This window comes from Thioclava indica (genome assembly GCF_000714545.1).
GTDB classification, from domain to species: Bacteria; Pseudomonadota; Alphaproteobacteria; order Rhodobacterales; family Rhodobacteraceae; genus Thioclava; species Thioclava indica.
In genome coordinates, this window is the sequence record NZ_AUNB01000010.1 from 69,175 (window position 1) to 87,589 (window position 18,415).

Annotated in this window: 13 protein-coding genes; 9 read left to right on the plus strand and 4 right to left on the minus strand. The window is 57.4% G+C overall.

Features of this window, described 5'->3' with window-relative positions:
• The first annotated feature begins 58 nt into the window (after window positions 1-58).
• Window positions 59-1,126: a YeeE/YedE family protein gene (locus DT23_RS03590; RefSeq protein ID WP_038128310.1), complete on the plus strand. Its 1,068-nt coding sequence runs from the start codon at window positions 59-61 to the stop codon at window positions 1,124-1,126.
• Here DT23_RS03590 and DT23_RS03595 read toward each other — a convergent pair.
• Entirely contained in the window at window positions 1,123-3,312 is a 2,190-nt protein-coding gene (locus tag DT23_RS03595) for a primosomal protein N' (protein ID WP_038128312.1), read from the minus strand. The two genes, DT23_RS03590 and DT23_RS03595, sit on opposite strands and share 4 nt — an antisense overlap.
• 155 nt (window positions 3,313-3,467) lie before the next feature.
• Between DT23_RS03595 and fsa the strand changes: the two genes are divergently transcribed.
• The 8 genes from fsa to DT23_RS03640 all read left to right on the plus strand — a co-directional run bounded on the left by fsa (window position 3,468) and on the right by DT23_RS03640 (window position 13,505).
• On the plus strand, window positions 3,468-4,121 hold the full coding sequence (gene fsa / locus DT23_RS03600; protein WP_038128314.1) for a fructose-6-phosphate aldolase: 654 nt from the start codon (window positions 3,468-3,470) through the stop codon (window positions 4,119-4,121).
• Between the two features lie 134 nt (window positions 4,122-4,255).
• Window positions 4,256-4,960 carry a DUF484 family protein gene (locus tag DT23_RS03605; protein WP_038128316.1) on the plus strand — a complete coding sequence of 235 codons (705 nt, stop codon included), beginning with the start codon at window positions 4,256-4,258 and terminating at the stop codon, window positions 4,958-4,960.
• Complete coding sequence (locus DT23_RS03610) at window positions 4,960-5,874, plus strand: tyrosine recombinase XerC (RefSeq protein ID WP_038128317.1); 915 nt, start codon at window positions 4,960-4,962, stop codon at window positions 5,872-5,874. The genes DT23_RS03605 and DT23_RS03610 overlap by 1 nt, the downstream gene beginning before the upstream one ends.
• Window positions 5,875-6,431: 557 nt before the next feature.
• Window positions 6,432-7,124, plus strand: a complete 693-nt coding sequence (locus DT23_RS03620) for a CDP-alcohol phosphatidyltransferase family protein (protein WP_038128320.1) — start codon at window positions 6,432-6,434, stop codon at window positions 7,122-7,124.
• A gap of 565 nt (window positions 7,125-7,689) precedes the next feature.
• Window positions 7,690-9,807, plus strand: coding sequence for a glycosyltransferase family 2 protein (locus tag DT23_RS03625; RefSeq protein WP_081846902.1), 2,118 nt, complete (start codon window positions 7,690-7,692; stop codon window positions 9,805-9,807).
• Window positions 9,804-10,838 carry an alpha/beta fold hydrolase gene (locus tag DT23_RS18400; protein ID WP_156023848.1) on the plus strand — a complete coding sequence of 345 codons (1,035 nt, stop codon included), beginning with the start codon at window positions 9,804-9,806 and terminating at the stop codon, window positions 10,836-10,838. The genes DT23_RS03625 and DT23_RS18400 overlap by 4 nt, the downstream gene beginning before the upstream one ends.
• A 1-nt stretch (window position 10,839) precedes the next feature.
• Window positions 10,840-11,880 (plus strand): GSCFA domain-containing protein, encoded by a 1,041-nt coding sequence (locus tag DT23_RS03635; protein ID WP_038128323.1) that lies wholly within the window; start codon window positions 10,840-10,842, stop codon window positions 11,878-11,880.
• Window positions 11,881-11,942: 62 nt separating this feature from the next.
• On the plus strand, window positions 11,943-13,505 hold the full coding sequence (locus DT23_RS03640; protein ID WP_038128325.1) for a hypothetical protein: 1,563 nt from the start codon (window positions 11,943-11,945) through the stop codon (window positions 13,503-13,505).
• Between the two features lie 102 nt (window positions 13,506-13,607).
• Here DT23_RS03640 and DT23_RS03645 read toward each other — a convergent pair whose 3' ends face one another.
• The 3 genes from DT23_RS03645 to DT23_RS03655 all read right to left on the minus strand — a co-directional run bounded on the left by DT23_RS03645 (window position 13,608) and on the right by DT23_RS03655 (window position 18,077).
• Window positions 13,608-14,981 carry a glycosyltransferase family 2 protein gene (locus tag DT23_RS03645; RefSeq protein WP_038128328.1) on the minus strand — a complete coding sequence of 458 codons (1,374 nt, stop codon included), beginning with the start codon at window positions 14,979-14,981 and terminating at the stop codon, window positions 13,608-13,610.
• 27 nt (window positions 14,982-15,008) lie between these two features.
• Window positions 15,009-16,298 (minus strand): nucleotide sugar dehydrogenase, encoded by a 1,290-nt coding sequence (locus DT23_RS03650; RefSeq protein ID WP_420804675.1) that lies wholly within the window; start codon window positions 16,296-16,298, stop codon window positions 15,009-15,011.
• 114 nt (window positions 16,299-16,412) lie between these two features.
• Window positions 16,413-18,077 (minus strand): hypothetical protein, encoded by a 1,665-nt coding sequence (locus tag DT23_RS03655; protein ID WP_038128330.1) that lies wholly within the window; start codon window positions 18,075-18,077, stop codon window positions 16,413-16,415.
• Window positions 18,078-18,415: the final 338 nt, after the last annotated feature.

Consider the following 18,415-nt stretch of genomic DNA (forward strand, 5'->3'; position numbering starts at 1 on the left):
GATCAATGTGCATTGATGCAGAATCTGGCATCACGCTTTCGCGAACGGGAGATTTGCCATGGATATCATCGCGATCATCGAGCGGATCGGTGAGGGTCCGACTGCGGCTCTTTTTGGTCTGATCACGGGCCTTATTTTCGGCGTCGCGGCGCAGAGGTCAAATTTCTGTCTGCGCGCGGCGGCCATCGAATTTGCCCGTGGCAAGCTGGGCGGCAAGGTGGCCGTCTGGTTCTTGACCTTCTCGACCGCGCTTATCTGGGTTCAAGGCGCGCAGCTTCTGGGGCTGTTTCGCCAAGCGGACAGCCGGATGATGTCAGTGCCGGGCAGTTGGTCTGGCGCAATCATCGGCGGGCTGGTTTTTGGCGTTGGCATGGTGTTATCGCGCGGCTGCTCGGGGCGGCTTTTGGTGCTGGCCTCGACGGGCAATTTGCGGTCGGTCGTGGCGGGGCTGATCTTTGCTGTAACCGCGCAGATGAGCCTCAAGGGCATTTTGGCGCCTTATCGCGATAAGTTGGCAAGCCTTTGGATCACGCCCGACGGTGCGAATGTCAGTCTTCTCAACGCGTTGCATCTGCCAGATTGGGCGGGTCTAGCGACCGGGATCGTCTTTGCAATCGCAGGTATCTATCTGGCCAAACGTAATGAAATTGGCGTGAAAACGTGGATCTTTGCGTCGGGCGTCGGCTTTGCCGTGGCGGTGGGCTGGGTGCTGACATTCAGCCTCTCGCAAGTCGCCTTTGATCCGGTGCCAGTCAATTCGGTCACCTTCTCGGGGCCGTCGGCCAATACGCTGATGTTTTTCCTTGATCGCAACGCAGTGCTTGAATTCGACGTGGGTCTGGTGCCCGGCGTGGTGATCGGGGCGTTCCTGTCCTCGCTCGTGGCAGGGCAATTCGCCTGGCAGGCGTTTGACAGCGTGCCGGTGATGCGGCGTTCGATGATTGGCGCGGTGATGATGGGCTTTGGCGCGATGCTTGCGGGGGGCTGTGCCATCGGCAATGGCGTGACGGGCACCTCGGTGCTGGCAGGCACGGCATGGCTGGCGCTGTTTTGCATGTGGATCGGCGCGATGGTCACCGATTTCCTGCTGGACCAGCGCAGCCTTACCCCGGCGCAGGCCTGTTAAAGGAAACTTTGCGGGTCGATATCAACGGCGATTCGCGCGTTATTGGGCAAGCGCAGCCCTTTGAGCCACCCTTTCAGCGCCAGTTGCAACGGCGCGCCTTTCTCGGCCTTGATCAGCATGCGCACCCGATGCCGCCCGCGCACCCGCGCAATCGGCGCTGGCGCAGGGCCAAAGACCTGCGCCCCCACGCGGCGCAGCGCCCCATCATTGCGCGCAAGCTGGCTGCCGATATCAAACAGCGGCTGCAAGTCCGGCCCCGACAGAATAATCCCCGCCATCCGCCCATAGGGCGGCACGCCTTGCGCTTGCCTTGCAGCGGCCTCTTGCGCCCAGAACGCTTCTTCATCGCCGCCTAGAATGGCGCGAATGACCGGATGTTCGGGCTGAAAGGTCTGCAGCAATGCCACGCCCTTATCCTCGGCACGCCCAGCGCGCCCCGCAACCTGTCGCATCAGTTGAAAGGTCTTTTCCGCCGCGCGCAGATCAGACCCTTGCAGACCCAGATCAGAGTCAATCACCCCCACCAAGGTCAGCTTGGGAAAGTTATGCCCCTTGGCGACAATCTGCGTGCCGATGATGATATCGGCCCCGCCATTCGCAATCTCGACGATGGTTTCCTTCAGCGCCCGCGCCGAGCCGAACAGATCGGAACTCAGCACCGACAGCCGGGCATCGGGAAAGCGGCGCGCGACCTCTTCGGCCAGCCGCTCGACGCCGGGGCCAACGGGGGCCAGCTTGCCCTCAACCTCGCAGCTTGGGCATTTCGTCGGGATCGGTTTGGTCTCGCCGCATTGATGGCACACGAGCCGCTTGAGAAAGCGGTGCTCGACCATACGCGCATCGCAATGATCGCAGGCGATCTGATGCCCGCAAGCACGGCAAATCGTAACCGGCGCATAGCCGCGCCGATTGAGAAACAGCATCGACTGCTGGCCCTCGGCAATCCGTCGCGTGACCTCGGAAACCAGCGTCGGGCCGATCCAGCTACCTGCCTCCAGCGCCTCTTCGCGCATGTCGATCGCGCCCATATCGGGCATCTCGGCGGTGCCAAACCGCGCGCCAAGATCAAGCCGGTTATACTTGCCCGCTTGCGCATTCGCCCAGCTTTCCAGTGACGGCGTGGCCGAGGCCAGCACCACCTGCGCACTCGCCAACGAGGCCCGCAGCACCGCCATGTCGCGCGCGTTATACAACACGCCCTCTTCCTGCTTATACGAGCCGTCATGCTCTTCATCGACCACGATCAACCCGAGATCGCGGAACGGCAAGAACAGCGCGGAACGCGCCCCAACCACCAACTGCACCTCGCCCGCCCCACATGCCTTCCACAACCGCCGCCGCTCTGACTGGGTCACACCCGAATGCCACTCGCCGGGACGCGCCCCGAACCGCGCCTCCACGCGAGACAAAAATTCCGATGACAGCGCGATTTCAGGCAAAAGGACCAAGGCCTGCCGCCCCTGCGCGAGACACTGCGCCACGGCCTCAAGATAGACCTCGGTCTTGCCCGAGCCTGTCACCCCCTTGAGCAATGTCGTCGAATAGCCCCCCGCACTGGCGCGCAACGCATCCGCCGCTTGCGCCTGCGCGTCGGACAGCGCCTTACCGGGCAGGTTGGGATCGAGCCGCGGAAACGGCAGATCGCGCGGCACCTCGGCCTCGATCACCGCCCCGCTTTTGACCAGCCCCTTCACAACCTGCGTAGTGACGCCCGCGAGATGCGCCAGCTCGCCCAAATGAAACCCCGCCCCGCCATGGTCGCGCAGCACATCCAGCACGGCCTTGCGCGCATCGGTCATCCGCGCGGGTTCATCCTCGCCCAACCGATAGATTTTGCGTAAGCCCGGCGGATCACCCAGCCCCGGCGCGCGGGTGGCCAGCCGCAACACCTGCGGCAAAGCGGTCATCGTGTAATCCGCCATACGCACCAGAAAATCACGCAGCTCCTCGCGCATCGGTGCCACATCAAACACCCGGATCACCGAGCGCAATTTCGCCATGTCGAAATCGCCCGATCCCTTCCCCCAGACCACACCCAAAACCTTACGCGGCCCCAACGGCACTTCGACAAACGCACCGGGAAAACATCCGCCCTCGGGCGCACGATAATCCAGCGGCTTGCCGATCGGCTCTGCGGTCAACACCGCGATGCGCGCACCCTCTTCAAACCAGCCGGGATCAGACATCGCGCAGCGCCCCCTCTTTCATCTGGCCAGAAATACTCCGGGGTGAGGCGCCTCTGCGCCGAGGGGCAGCGCCCCTCCCCTCGCGCGCTTTCCACCCTTTCGCGCGAGCCGCTTTTGCGCTACCACGCGCGCAACTGCCGCCAAGGAGAAACCCCATGAAATTTTTCGTCGATACCGCCGATACCGCCGCGATTCGTGAGCTTAACGATCTGGGCATGGTCGATGGCGTGACCACCAACCCGTCGCTGATCCTCAAATCGGGCCGCGACATTCTCGAAGTCACCAAAGAGATCTGCGATATGGTTTCAGGCCCGGTCTCGGCCGAGGTCGTCGCCACCGAGGCGAAACAGATGATCGAAGAAGGGAATAAGCTCGCCAAAATCGCCCCCAATATCGCGATCAAGGTTCCGCTGACCTGGGACGGCCTGACCGCCTGTAAGGCTTTCGCATCCGAAGGCCATATGGTCAATGTCACGTTGTGCTTCTCAGCGGCTCAGGCGATCATCGCGGCAAAAGCAGGCGCGACCTTTATCTCGCCCTTCATCGGTCGTCTCGATGATATCAACCTCGACGGTATGCAGCTGATCGAAGATATCCGCACGATCTATGACAACTATGATTTCAAAACCGAGATCCTTGCCGCCTCGATCCGCTCGGTGAACCATATCACCGACGCAGCCCGCATCGGTGCTGACGTGATCACCGCGCCGCCCAATGTCATCAAGGCGATGGCAAGCCATCCGCTGACCGACAAAGGTCTGGCGCAGTTCCTCAAAGACTGGGATGCGACGGGCCAGAAAATCGTCTGATCGTCAAACGCATTGCTACGCAGGCCCGCCACACCGGCGGGCCTTTTGCATTAACTTAGGGATTTTTGCGCTGCATTTCGCGCCGCGTCGTGTATGCTGACGAAAATAACAACGACCCGAGCAGTGAGACAGGCATGACCGAAACGGCCCTCGTGGAGCATCTCCGCGACCAAATCATTTCCGATCCCGATGTAATTTTGGAAGACCGCGATCTGATGCGCGCGCTCGTGGCTGCCAACGAGGCGGCGATGGGGGGCAATATCGTCGATCTGCGCGGCATGGCGATGGCGCGTCTTGAGGCCCGCCTTGATCGGCTGGAAGACACCCATCGTTCCGTAATCGCGGCGGCGTATGAAAATCTCGCAGGCACCAATCAAGTGCATCGCGCGGTGCTGCGCCTGCTTGACCCGATTGATTTCCCGTCCTTCCTGGCAAATCTGCGCACCGACGTGGCCGAGATTCTGCGCGTCGATTCCGTGCGTCTTGTGCTGGAAAGCAAGCAAAGCGAGGATGATCCCGCGCTGCAAACCTTGGGTGAGGTGCTGTGCGTGGCCGAACCCGGTTTCGTGCAGGAATACCTGCGCGCCGGACGTGGCGGCACTCCGCGTGGCGTGGTGCTGCGCCAGACCGTGCCGGGATCAGAGGCGATCTATGGCGAGGCCGCTGACTGGATCCGCTCCGAGGCGCTGATGCGTCTTGATCTGGGTGAGGGGCGTCTGCCCGGCATGCTGGTGATGGGCGCCGAAGACCCGCATCAGTTCAAGCCCTCGCAGGGAACCGATCTGCTGGCGTTTTTCGCAGGCGTGTTTGAGCGCGCGATGCGCCGCTGGCTGGAATAATGCTGACGCCGGGTTTGGGCGCGGCGTTGGCCGAGTGGCTGTCGCATTTGCGCGCTCTCGGCGGCGCTTCTGAAAACACGATTGAGGCCTATCGCGCCGATGTGTCCAGCTTTCTAGGCTTCATGCAAACCCATCACGGCGAGGGCTTTGGCATCGCGCGACTGGCAACATTAGGCCAAAGCGACATGCGCGCGTGGATGGCGCATGAGCGTGGGCGCGGCCTGTCGGCGCGGTCCTTGGCGCGCGCGCTGTCTTCGGTCAAAAGCTTCAGCCGCTGGATGGCTGATCGCGAGGGCTTTGATGCCAGCCACGTCCTGATGGCCCGCGCCCCGAAATATCAACGCAAACTGCCCCGCCCGCTATCCGAGGACGGCGCGCGCGCGATGATTGATCAGGTCGATACGCAAGCCGCCGAGCCCTGGGTCGCGGCGCGCGATGCGGCGGTTTTGACCCTGCTTTATGGCGGCGGACTACGGATCTCCGAGGCGCTTGGGCTAACCGGTGATCTGCACCCCCTACCCGACGTGCTGCGCATTCGCGGCAAGGGCGACAAGGAGCGATTGGTTCCGGTGCTGCCCGTCACGCGCGATGCTGTGGCCGAATATGTGCGCCTGTGTCCCTACCCCGCCGAACCGGGCCAACCGCTGTTTCGCGGCAAACGTGGCGGGGCGCTGAACCCGCGGCTGGTGTCGCGCGCGATGGAGCAGGCCCGGACGGCTTTGGGACTGCCCGCCACCGCAACGCCGCACGCGATGCGCCACAGCTTTGCCACGCATCTTCTGGCGGCCGGGGGCGATTTACGCGCGATTCAGGAATTGCTTGGCCATGCCAGCCTTGCCACGACGCAAATCTACACCGCCGTCGATGCTGCGCGTTTGATGGACGTTTATGACAAGGCCCATCCGCGCGCTTGAATGATGCCGAGAACGATGCTGGTTTTTTGGGAATCCCAGCCGTGCTTTTCTAGGATTTTAAGCCTTGCTTCATGCCTTCGCTGTAACCTGCGCGCACGCTTGAACCGCGAAAGGTCAAAAAATGTCACTTTCATCTATCAGTCCCTAGCTGGGCTAGGGACACTCAGCACGCGCTCGGCTGCCAACACAGTCCCGAACGCGCAAAGCTTTGAGGCACCGGACACGACGGCTTCCAGTGCGTCAAATGTCGCCAAAGGCAGCGACGCGACGCAAGGCCCTCCTCCGGGCGGGCCGCCTTCAGGTGGCCCCCCTCCGGGCGGTGGTGGCGCGGGCGAGTCTGGCGACAGCGCGCAAAGCGACGAGTCCACGACGCTATACGAATCCCTCTTTGAGGCGCTCAGTGTTGAGCACGACACCGACGAGAGCAGCTTACTCACGGCCACAAACTCGGCAGAGAAGTATCTGGCACTGTTGTCTGAAATCTCCTGACCTTGGCTGATAAAGGCGTCTCAAGCGGTCATGCTTGCGCCGCTCGTCAGTTTTAGGCAGGAAGGGCTATGGACATCCGTTTCAAAGCCCTCTGCGTTCATTTGCTCACAGCCACCGGAGCTGTACTCTCGATGCTGGCCTTGCTGGCAGCGGCGGATCAGAAATGGAGCCTGATGTTTTTATGGCTCGTCGTCGCGTTTTTTGTCGACGGCATAGATGGTCCGCTAGCGCGCCGCTACGACGTGAAAGTCAACTCCCCGCTTTATGACGGGGAGCTAATGGATCTGATTGTTGACTACCTGACCTATGTCTTCATTCCGGCCTTTGCCCTGTTCAAATCGGGATTGTTGCCGGGATGGCCGGGCTGGCTTGCAATTATCGCGATCACTTATGGAAGCGTTGTCTATTTTTCAGACACGCGCATGAAAACGAAAGATAAATCCTTCTCCGGCTTTCCCGGCGCATGGAACATGTTGGTGCTTGTGATGTTTGCACTTTCGCCTCACCCCTCGACCATCCTCGTGATCGTCGTGGCCCTCACAGTCGCGATGTTCCTGCCGTTGAAATTCATCCATCCCGTGCGCACAAAACGCTGGCGCGTCGTGTCGCTGCCTGTGGCATTGGCTTGGACGTTTTTCGCGGGCTGGGCGGCTTGGGTCAATTTTGATCCGGTAAGCTGGGCGCATTGGGGTTTGGTAACAACGTCATTCTACCTACTTTTCGTTGGCATCATTCAGCAGATCATTCCCGAGCGTAGCTGATATTCGGGGCTCTGCTGTGGAGTTGGCTGGACTCGTTTCATGGTCTTATCATGGTGCCTCGTTGGTTTATCCCCGCGGCGCTCTGCTTTAGCACGAGCTGCGACCTTGATTGATTGGGCGTTCCCCGTTCTTCGCCAAGCACTCGCACACATTGCAACGCCCGAAATTCGAATGGCCGCATTCGCATCACAGTGGTCGTTCTTGTCGCCCTTTAAGGCCGGACATGGCCGGGCATGGCCGGTCTGGCGATAGATGACTGCTCCATCCGCGCAAGAATGCGGGCCGTCTCGCCTCAATTAATCCCTAACGGCTGATCGCCATCACAGGCTCTTCTCAGTCACCGACATCGCCACGCTAAAAACGGGTCGTTGGCGAGGCAGGGCGCAAACACTCACCTTAAGGTTGAGTGGCGCTAAAAAAAGCTGTAGATCCATAGTTACACGATCATGACTTTGGAATTTCACCGATGGCTTTGTTCCAGACACCCCCACTCAAGGGTCCGCGCGCGCCAAGCCATTTGATGCAAAGCACATATTGTCACGGGCGACCATAAGGCGGAATCTTGATGGCTGATACTTCTCGCATGCTCAAAACCATTTTCGAGCGCAATCTGTTTGACGAAAAATGGTATGTGAATACCTATCCGGATGTGCAGGCCCTCAAGATGGACCCAACACGCCACTTTCGACTCTACGGGGCGTTGATGGGGCGCGCTCCGGCTGCCGAATTTGCCAATGATCCCCATGGCCTTGAGGTGCTCAACCTTGATCGCCCCAAGAGGGGATTGGAGTTGCGGACGGCTCATGAGCTTGCGCAGCAAGGCGATCACGATCTCGCCCTGAGCTTTGCGCAAACCCATGTTCCTGGCGAGCTTGCCTATACGATTGAGGCTTTGCGCGCGAATGCAGCGCTGGCTGGAAATGACGAGCAGGGCTGGCTGCGCCACCTGAACACCTATCTTGATCATTTCGGGGCCTCGCCCGTTACCTTGCAAGATGGCGCATTGCTGGTCGATCGCTTTGCCAGCACCGAACTGCCGGCTGTGACGGGGGGGCCGTTGATTTCGGTTATCATGCCAGCGTGGAACGCGGAAAAGACGCTTCGCGCGGCGGCGGAGTCTATCTTGGCGCAAAGCTGGCGCAACCTAGAGCTGTTGATCATGGATGATGCCAGTCAGGATGGTACATGGGGCGTGATGCAAGAGATTGCTGCCCGCGACAGCCGCGTGAAGATCTTTCGCAACAAGATCAATGTCGGCCCCTACGTGGCCAAGAACATCGCGGTCACAATGGCGCAGGGCGAATGGATCACCGGCCATGACGCCGATGACTGGGCGCACCCGCAACGCCTTGAGCACCATATGAAAGAGATCCTTACCAGCCCAACACCGCCGCGTGCCTCGGTCCCCTATATGCTGCGGTTTGATCCGGACGGGCCGTTGGTTCGGTTTTCGGGAATTAACAACCACTCGCTGGATGGCATTACCCGGCTTTGCTCGATTGCTACGACATTCAACGCAAAGTTTTTGCGTGAAGACTTGGGAAGCTGGGATTGTATTCGATTTGGTGCGGATAGTGAAATTATCGAGCGCACGATGGCATTGATCGGAGACGAATTCAGGAAAATTAAACTCGTATCAATGTTCTGCCTCGATATGGAAGGAAGCTTAACCAACAATGCGACTCATGGTGTGGATCGCGTGACTGGCCCCTCGCAAATCAGAGTGGATTACCGAAACGCATTTCGAGAGTGGCATAAGACTCTTGCCGCGACACCCTCGGCCGCAAGAGTAGACTTCCCGCCCCGAAAAGAGACTGATCGACCTTTTCCTGCGCCAAAAGCTGCAAAGGTTCCAATACGTGATGTCACGCGCAATTTTGCAGCGCTGACCGGCAAGGACGAAGCGTTTCGTGAAGCCGTTACTGCGATATGCTGCTCAAAGCGACCACACTTTCTGGAGCATACTGCGACGCAATTATCGCAACAGCATCATGAAAACCTTCACATTATTTACGTTGCACATGGGCCCGGGCATGACTTGGAAAAGATACGCCAAGCCTTTTCAGGCCTAGAATCCATCGAAGTTCTCGCGCTTCCCGATGCCAATGCTACCTTGGGCGAGGCATTGAATTTGGCGCTTGATCACTGTCAGACTGATCTTGTGACAAAAATTGACGACGATGACTTCTACGGGCCGGATTATATTCATAGCTCCATTGCAGCCTATAAATACAATGGACACGAGGGAGTGGGGATTGTTGGCTGTGGTTCCGCGTATTGCTTCGTCGAGGATAGAGATCTGCTTACACTCCGGTTCCCACCAAGTTTTTCTAATCGGAAAGCAGTAAGAGTTCTGGGCGGTACAATTTTCTGGTCGCGAAAGCGTCTAAATAACCAGAAATTTCAACCACTACCCAAAGCGGTCGACACCGCCTTCTTTCACGATGCTGCCGCTCAGGGCGTCGAAATCTATTCACGCGAACCATACGATTATGTTCACGTCCGGTATGCTCAGCTACTAGCCCATACTTGGAAAGTAACGTCAGATGAATTCTTGAGCAAAACCACTCCAGTTTTTAAAGGTCTTCGTCTCGATATAGCCTACAGCACGCAGAGCGAGCCGAAAATTTCGCAGCTTCCGGAACATCCCTCATCTGAGCAAGTCGCCGAGGTGGCTTGTTGACCTATTTGCAAGAAACGCCGGGGAAAGATCACGCGCGACCAATCTGCAAATTCAAAGACACCAATAGCCGCCCAGAAAGCATCATGATGAGCAACTCGAAGCGTATCTCAGCAATAGAAGACCTGCAATCTAGCGACGGGCGACTGGTTTACGCACTTGGCGGCGTTGATCTGCATATGCGGCTGAAAAAGGCGCCCTTGTCCGATGCTCTCATTATCGGATTTCATGGAAATGTTGACCGGGAAAACCGTGCCGTTCCGGCTTTTATCAGTGACATTCCAGAGGTTCACCAACACGCCCATCAATTGCAGTTGGCCGATCCGTCCCTTCGTTTGTCGGAAACGCTCACTATGTCTTGGTATGCCGGTGATCACCTCTTTGACGCCCAGCGTTTGATCGCAGAATTTTGCAAAGCCGCTGCTAAGGCGTTAGGGGCAAGCAAGGTCATTTATTTTGGGACTTCGGGGGGAGGGTTCGCGGCTCTTTACTATTCTTCACAGCATCCTGACAGTCTTGCGCTTGTGGGAAATCCGCAAACTGACATTCGAAAATATTATCAACGCCGCGTAAATACCTACTTAGAAACTTGTTGGCCCGACCTCGCCAGTATCGAAGACCTTAAAGGCCAGATCGCTACGAATGTCTGTGATCTTTACGCTCAGAGCATTTCAAACTCGGTAATTTATCTTCAAAATTCGACGGATGCATTTCATCTCTTTGGTCATATGGCACCCTTCCTTTCGGGGATCACTCGAGGTGACTTGCAAAAGCGCGTCGCCGTTGAATGTGTGTTCTCTGGACGAATTGGCCACAATCCAGTTTGGTCAGTATTCTCTCCTTGGGTCCGGGCGGCCATCGCAGCCCCTTCTTGGAGCGCGCAGGACCTGACCGAAACCAAGTTCAAACTTGTTGCGTCATCTCCCGCCGCTGCGCCTAAGTCCGGCCAGCCCTCTTCCCGGTTCTCGGCGGCCGATTTGGCAATGGCAGAGCTCCTGCAGGACCACCAATCGCGTGCCCGTGAAAAGGTGTGAGATGAGCGACGTTAAAAATCCCTACAAAATCCAGCCCGAGCGCGCGTTCTGGAAAGGCTCGGTTGGCATGCGTCATTTTGCGGATCTTGATGACCTGTGGCAGCCTATGGCGCTGCGCAAATCGGACCGCGTCGCTACAGCGGGCAGTTGTTTTGCCCAACATATCGGCAACAACCTTGCGATACGTGGCGCGGCGTTTATGGACATGGAGCCTGCGCCACCCCTCTTTGCATTGCAAGCTGAGGCACGGCGTTGGGGCTTTGGTGTGTTTTCCTGCCGCTACGGCAACATCTATACCACCCGACAATTGATCCAGCTTTTCGACGAGGCCCATGGCGATCGCGTTCCAGCCGAACGGGTCTGGGAAAAAGAGGGCCGGTTTTTTGACGCGCTGCGACCCGGGCTTGATCCGGTCGGTCAGGACAGCCCCGAGGCGGTGTTGGCGCTGCGTCGCCAGCACCTTGATGCGGTGCGCAAGATGTTCGCCGAGCTTGACGTTTTCGTCTTTACGATGGGCCTGACCGAAGGATGGGAAGCCGTCGCAGATGGCACGATGTATCCGTTGGCTCCGGGAACGATTGCCGGACAGTATTGCCCCGAGGACCATAGGTTGCGTAATCTGCGCGCCCGTGAAGTTCGTGATGATATGGAAGGGTTTTGGGATCGCCTTCGCAAAATCAACCCACGCGCGCGCATCTTGCTAACCATATCCCCCGTGCCCTTGGCGGCCACAGCGACGGACAATCATGTTCTTGTTGCCACGACGTGGTCGAAATCCGTGCTGCGCTCGGTCGCAGGAGAGTTATCCGAGGATCACCCAGACATACATTACTTCCCGTCTTACGAAATCATCGCATCTCATCCGGCACGTGGCATGTTTTTCGAACCCGACTTACGGAATGTTAATGCGTCTGGAGTTGATTTGGTGATGAAGCATTTCTTCTCCGGGGCGCTTGCGAAGGAATTCGGCGATCAGGTCTTGGCCAAAGACAGCGAACCCGAACTGATATGCGATGAAAGCCGCCTAGACGTTACTGCTTGAGCGGGCGGGGAACGCGTTCTTCACAATCGTCTTTGAAAGACGACCAACTTGGGGGGCCTCACATGACTGTTCGCAGACGCGTTGTCATTCATGTCGGCCAGACCAAAGCCGGAAGCACATCACTTCAGAATTATCTCGAGGCCGAGCGTGACATGCTGTTGCAACGGGGCTGGGTGTTTCCGCGCTCAATTCTAGGGCGTCACAATCCGTTCGATAAGAAAAGGACGCCCGGTCATCTGCCTTTGCTAACAAGGTTGAGCACTCAGGATACCGCCGAGTTTGAAGCGGAGCTTGCAGCCGCCCCAGAGGCATCGGTCATTCTCAGTGTTGAAAATCTGTTTTCTGATCAACCAGATAAGGCGCTTGAACGTCTGGGCACCTTTTTCAACGACTGGGACGTTGAAATCCTCGCCGTTCTGCGCCCGCAACTGGACTGGCTGTGGTCACGCTATGTCGAGAATATATTAAGCGGCTTTCGCTGCTCCACGGAGCGCTTTGAAACCTATGCGCGTAAGGCGCTCGACAACGGCACGTTAGACTATGGTCGGCGGATTGCGCATGTGCAGCGCCTTTTGGGGGCTCGCAAAGCCTCCGCCATCCAATTGAGTGACGAAAAGGGGCCTCTGGTGGCGCGGTTCCTCGATTTTTTGGGCATCCCGGATATCGACGAGACAGAGGCCGAGAAAGCTCACGATAATCGCCGGGGGCGCGCCGCATTCCTCATTGAGGCAAAACGGCGCCTGAACACATTGACCAAGGAATTGAGCGTCATCCAGCGACTTGAGCTGGAACACAAGCTGCGCCAGCGTGCGGCTGAGATGGCGGCGGAGCCTGGCTTTGTCGGCGCGAGTCCGTTGACGACGCATTTCCCCTTCTCCAACTCCGATTTGGAAGCGCTGCAATCACGCAACGACGCGTTGTTTGCGTCCGGCGTTCTGGATAGCCGCCTGACGCTTGGCCGGCGAGATTACCTTGATGAGACACCGCCGCTTGAGATTGCAGCGGCAACACGACGTTTGTTTTGTGACGGCGTGACGATGGCTGCGGCTTTGGCTGCAGACTCGTCAGAGCCGGATCGGTTTGAAAATTCCTTGCTGCACTTGTCTTCTGACGTCATTGCAGAATTGTCGAGCGTGCTCGAAAGGCATCAATACTCCCTGCATCTCGATGCTCTTGAAACGGCCACTCTTGCGGCTTGCGGCGACGGCCATCTGGCAACATTGCTGCTGCCTCCCTGTCCGCTGACCTATGGTGTCTCCGCCCAATGGGACCGAACCGAGACGGCATCCCCGTTGGTCACGCTGCCCGTCGATATTGATCACATTGACGATATGCAGGCATGTCTGACGCGTTTCGGGTTACCCCGACCCGGCGTTATCGTTTTTGGCAGCAAAATATCAGATACCGTGAAATCTAGCGTAATGCGCCAGATCCAACCCCCTGAGGCAGTGTTTTTGGACGACTCAGGTGACTTCTTTTTCAACGATCCCTTACCTAAATATCGTGCTCTTTCGGTGGGCGGCTGTCTGTTTCTTTCAAGGGGCTTGGCCGATGGCGAATATGGCGCTCCCGACAGCAGCGCGACGAGCGAATGTGATAAAGGTGAATACCAATCCAACGCGTAGGAGAAACAAGACCAATGACCCGATACGACTGATCGAGACCTCAATCCCGGCCCGACACCTTTCGAGAGAAGGTGCTGAAGCGAGAGTGCCAAGTGCGACAAATCAGGCTCTTGAGACTGCTTCAATATCGGCCTCGGGAATAAGAACTTCTGGACTTGCGGGGAACGGGCGACGCTTTACCGGGAAGGAAAGATATAGATCTGTCGGGTCTGCATCACAGTGCCATTGCTGATAGGCCAAACTATACTGCTGGCGCGTATCTGAAATGCCCGTCGCCGTCGCCAATCCGTGTTTGGGGTGATTGGTCAGGCTTTTAGGGCCATCAAGGCACAGCATCGCGAACTGGTCGAAATCCTGATAGCCGGAACCAAGTACTTTTTGCGCCCGATGCAGCATTTCTCCATCGCCGCCAAAGAGGACGGTATCGAAAAATCCGAGCTTCTGTTGCATCGCCTCGCGCTCAAATAGACAGGAAACGAAGGCACGTCGGCGGATGCCGTCAGGGGAATGATGCGGACTGGACGGGATCACATTGTCAAACCTACCCGATGGCCTGACGCGCAGCATCATGTTCGTGCCAGCCTTGACCGCCCCGTCGGTTTCAAGAACCCGCGTCATATGATTTGCGATCCGTTGAGGATGCGCCCAATCATCGGCGTCATGCCCCGTTACGAAAACCCCTTTCGCATCACGAAGCGCGAGGTTGCGTGACACGTAAGGCCCGACATTGCGCGGATTGCGACAAAGAAAAATTCGGCTATCGGTCGCGGCAATCCTTTGCAAGATGGACCATGTCGCATCGGTGCTGGCGTCATCCACGATCAACAGCTCAAGATTGCCCCAGCTTTGCTTCAGGATTGAGTCAACGGCAGACTCGATGGTCGTCGCGGCATTAAAAGCAGCCATGATGATGCTAACAAGGGGGCCGCCAGTGACGCGGGGGACCGGATCCGTACAAAGTTGATCTAGCAAAGCCTTACCAGGTTTTAGCCGTAGCGGCTGGATTTGAAATGGGTCGAGATAGTCGTTCACATGGCTTAACCAAGCTTGCCGATCATCTTGCTCAAGCGCGCCATTGGCGGCAAAAAGTTTGAGCGGCCGTTCCGCTGCCTTGCCCAAGTAGTGCCTTGCCAAGCGCGCCGCATCGTCGGCGCGCCCCAGATCGGCGAGCGCCTTGGCACCCAACAGAACCCTGTGCTTCGCAATCTCCAGACACCCATTTTCAAGCCTGCGCCGTAGGGCGCTTTTGTCATGCGACTTCTGGTCGAGTTCGGCGGCCCGCATGAAGGCCATGCTGAAATCTGGGCCGGGATCACGCTCCATCAGCATCCCCACCGCAAGAAAATGCTCCAGCGGCGTCATGCCTGTTAGCGCAGCATCGGGATATTGCGTGGCGTACCAATCGGCATCAAACAAGCCCGAAGCAAGAAGCGCTTCGCGCAAATCATCGGCTCGATATTGCTCCGTTGGCTGCAAATTTTCACCTAGATGTCGATGCTCGCCTCAGAGCCGGAGATCGCTGGCGGAGCGATCAAAAACCGACTTCATGTCAAACAAAACTCCGCCCGGTTTCAGGAGTTTACGCAGCGGCTCAGCACCCTGCCGGACATATTCGTCATGCGCCACGGCGAGAATAACAGCATCGTATTGCCCTTGCTCGGGCGTCGTCAGCGAAATGCCGTATTCATGCGCCATTTCGTCGGCATCCGCGTGAGGATCATCAATCGAGATTTGAAACCCCCATTCCTCTAGGGCCGTCACGAGATTGAACACTTGGGTGTTTCGAATGTCAGGGCAGTTTTCCTTGAACGTCGCGCCGAGAATCATGATACGCGCATTGCGCATCGAAAGGTCGCGTTGAATCATCCCCTGCACAAGACGTCTGGCAACCACCCGCGGCATGCCATCATTGATTTCGCGCGATGTGCGAATGATGTCGGGGAGATGGCCCGCCTTTTCCGCCCGATGCAGCAGGTAATAGGGATCGACACCGATGCAATGCCCCCCGACCAAACCGGGTTGCAGGCGCATGAAGTTCCATTTGGTCGAAGCGGCGTCAATGACCTCGGTCGTGTCGATTCCGAGACGTTCAAAGACCATCGACAGTTCGTTAATCAGGGCGATATTGACATCACGTTGCGTATTTTCGATCACTTTGGCTGCCTCGGCAACGCGGATCGAACTCGCCTTAAACGTGCCCGCCGGAATAACAGAAGCATAAAGGCGGTCCACGAATTCCGCGATCTCAGGGGTCGAGCCGGACGTCACCTTGATGATCTTGGTGATCGGTCGCGCCTTGTCGCCCGGGTTGATCCGCTCTGGGCTGTAACCCGCATAGAAATCGGAATTGTAGCGCAGGCCCGAAATCTCTTCGATGACGGGGATGCAATCATCCTCGGTCGCACCCGGGTAAACTGTGGATTCAAAGATCACGATGTCGCCGGAAGAAATAACCTGCCCGATTGTTCGCGATGCCGAAATGAGTGGCGTCAGATCGGGTTTGTGATTGTCATCAATCGGGGTGGGAACCGCTACAATATAGACATTGCAGGGTCGAATGTCGTCCAATTCTGAGGAATATGTAAGCTGAACCGAGCGGCTTAAATCATCGATCTCTCCGGTGCGGTCATGTCCAGAGCGCAGCTCGCCAATGCGTTCGGCCGAGACGTCAAAACCGATGGTATCATATTGCTTCCCAAATTCGACCGCGAGCGGGAGCCCCACATAGCCAAGCCCGATAATTGCAACGTGAGCTTGAGAAAGCTGCGTGTTTGGTTCCTGAAGCGACATCATCGGTGAAATTCCAAAATCATGAACCTATAGATACCGGCGTACAGGCTTTTGAAACCCCACTCAACCATAAGGTGAATTATGATCTAATATTCAGACATTGGCTTTAACTGCGATTTAGTGTTTTCCGACCCTCGCAGCGACGGAATTTGGAGCAGCCTTAGGTTGGCTGCCATCGCCTTTCGATACCCCGCCCTTTATCTTTCGCAATGGGGCCGTCACGCGCCAAGATGTGCTATTGAGCAAGTCATCGACACGCTGCATCAAAGCGTGTTTCTCCGCTAGCGCATCCGTTAACTGTTGTTTCAGCGCATCGACCTGCCGCGCGGCGTCTTTGCCCTCGGTCACTGATCGCTTCAGAAGCTTGGCTTGATTTTCGAGTTTTTCGGTCAAGGCTGCCACGTCATTTGAGCGGGCCTGCTTGTCTGCCTCCGAGGTAGCAAGCGCCTTCGCACCCGCAGCTTGCAACCCGTCCAATTGCTGCTTCAACGCGTCTCTCTCTTGCGAAACCTTCGCCTGCTTCGCCAAGGCCTCAGCGTTTTGCTGAGCGTGGTCTTCGAGCTTTCGCGTCAAGGCGGCCGTTTCATGGAACCGGGTGCTTTTCTCGGCCTCAAGGGTCGTGATCGCGTTGGCAGCCTCCGCTTTCGCGACATCTAATTGGTGCTTCAGCGTATCTCTCTCTTGCGACACCTCTTTGTGCTTTGCCAAAGCGTCCGCGGTCTGCTGAGACTGTTCGTCGAGCGCCAGCGTCAAAGCGGTCGTTTCACGAAACCGAACTGTCTTCTCTGTGTCAAAGGCCGCGAGCGCCTTGGCAGCATCCGCTAACGCAGCGTCCAACTTCTGCGTCAGATCAGAATTATCGCTTTCCCGTTCGAACAGTACCCTTTGTATTTCAGAAAGTCTCTGGCTGCGTGCCTCATAGGCTTCCTGCACTTCCCGACTAAGTTTTAGCGCCTCATCGCTCTCTTGCTTCGCCGTGCTGACCGCTAACTTGAGTTTCTTATTTGATGCTTCGAATTCTTCCTTTTCAGCAACAGCAAGATGCCCTTGGCCGAGGCGACGGAAAAGTAGCGCGGTTTCGCCCGGCAAGGTGCCGTTGTGGCAGGCATTCAGCAACGTCGTTAACGGCGTCGGCTGACCGCCCTGCGCAGCGGCAACGACAAGCCCCTCTTCGTCGGAGAATGCCATTGTGGCATGCTCTGCAAGAAAGTCCGTCATCTCGGACCTGTTCCTGCGATTCAAGGATGACTTCGCCAGACCGTGAACCAAAAGCACCCCGTTGGGTGTCAAACACTTCACCCAATCCTTGAGTGATGGCCCCAGCTCATTTTCCGCAGGAAGGTTGCAGGCGTCCAGAAACAAGAGATCAAGGCTTCCGGGCGCGATGGCAGTCAGTGCGTCACTCACGCTGCCCTGACACTGCAGCTTTGCGATGTCATCATAAAGCAGAGCGCTATGCTCGCGCAGGCTTTCGGGCACTTCAACTAGAGCGCGATCCGCTTCGGCGTCCCGCCAAAAGCCAATGCCCCGACACTGAGCCGTGATATTGAGCTTGTCCATTGCCTGGCAGATCGCAAACTGCGCCGCGCCGTCCCCAACGCCTATGACGGCTGCCGATCGCGGGCGAATTGCGCCTACCAACCAGAATAGGAAGGCGACATGCTGCATGACCGGTGCCGTCGTGATCCACCGAGGGCGCCAAAACAAAGTGTTAAGCGTTGCCGGTGCGAATATCTCATGGGCGCGCGGAGCCAGGTTTTCTCGGTATTTGATGGCTTCCATGCGACTGCCCTTCTCTGAAATGTCCTCTTCGGCCTGCTGCGTTAACAATCCCGTGCTTTAACAGGGCCGATATGTTGTCATCGATACGATGGCGAGGAATAGATTTGAGTGCCCGGCGTTTCCGGACGCTTGCCCCTGCACCTGATGATTCGCGCTTAGGTTGAATTAACCGGGCTCGGATGTCCAGATTTTGCTGCGGCCGTCATCAAATATGAGACGGCTGAGGAGCTTGCGAGGGGGTAGGGTGGCGTCACGATCCACATATGCGCTTCAGAACGGTAAGCGGAACCGACGGAGCTGAGCGATTGTTTTTTCTTCTGCGGCTATTGATGCAAAAA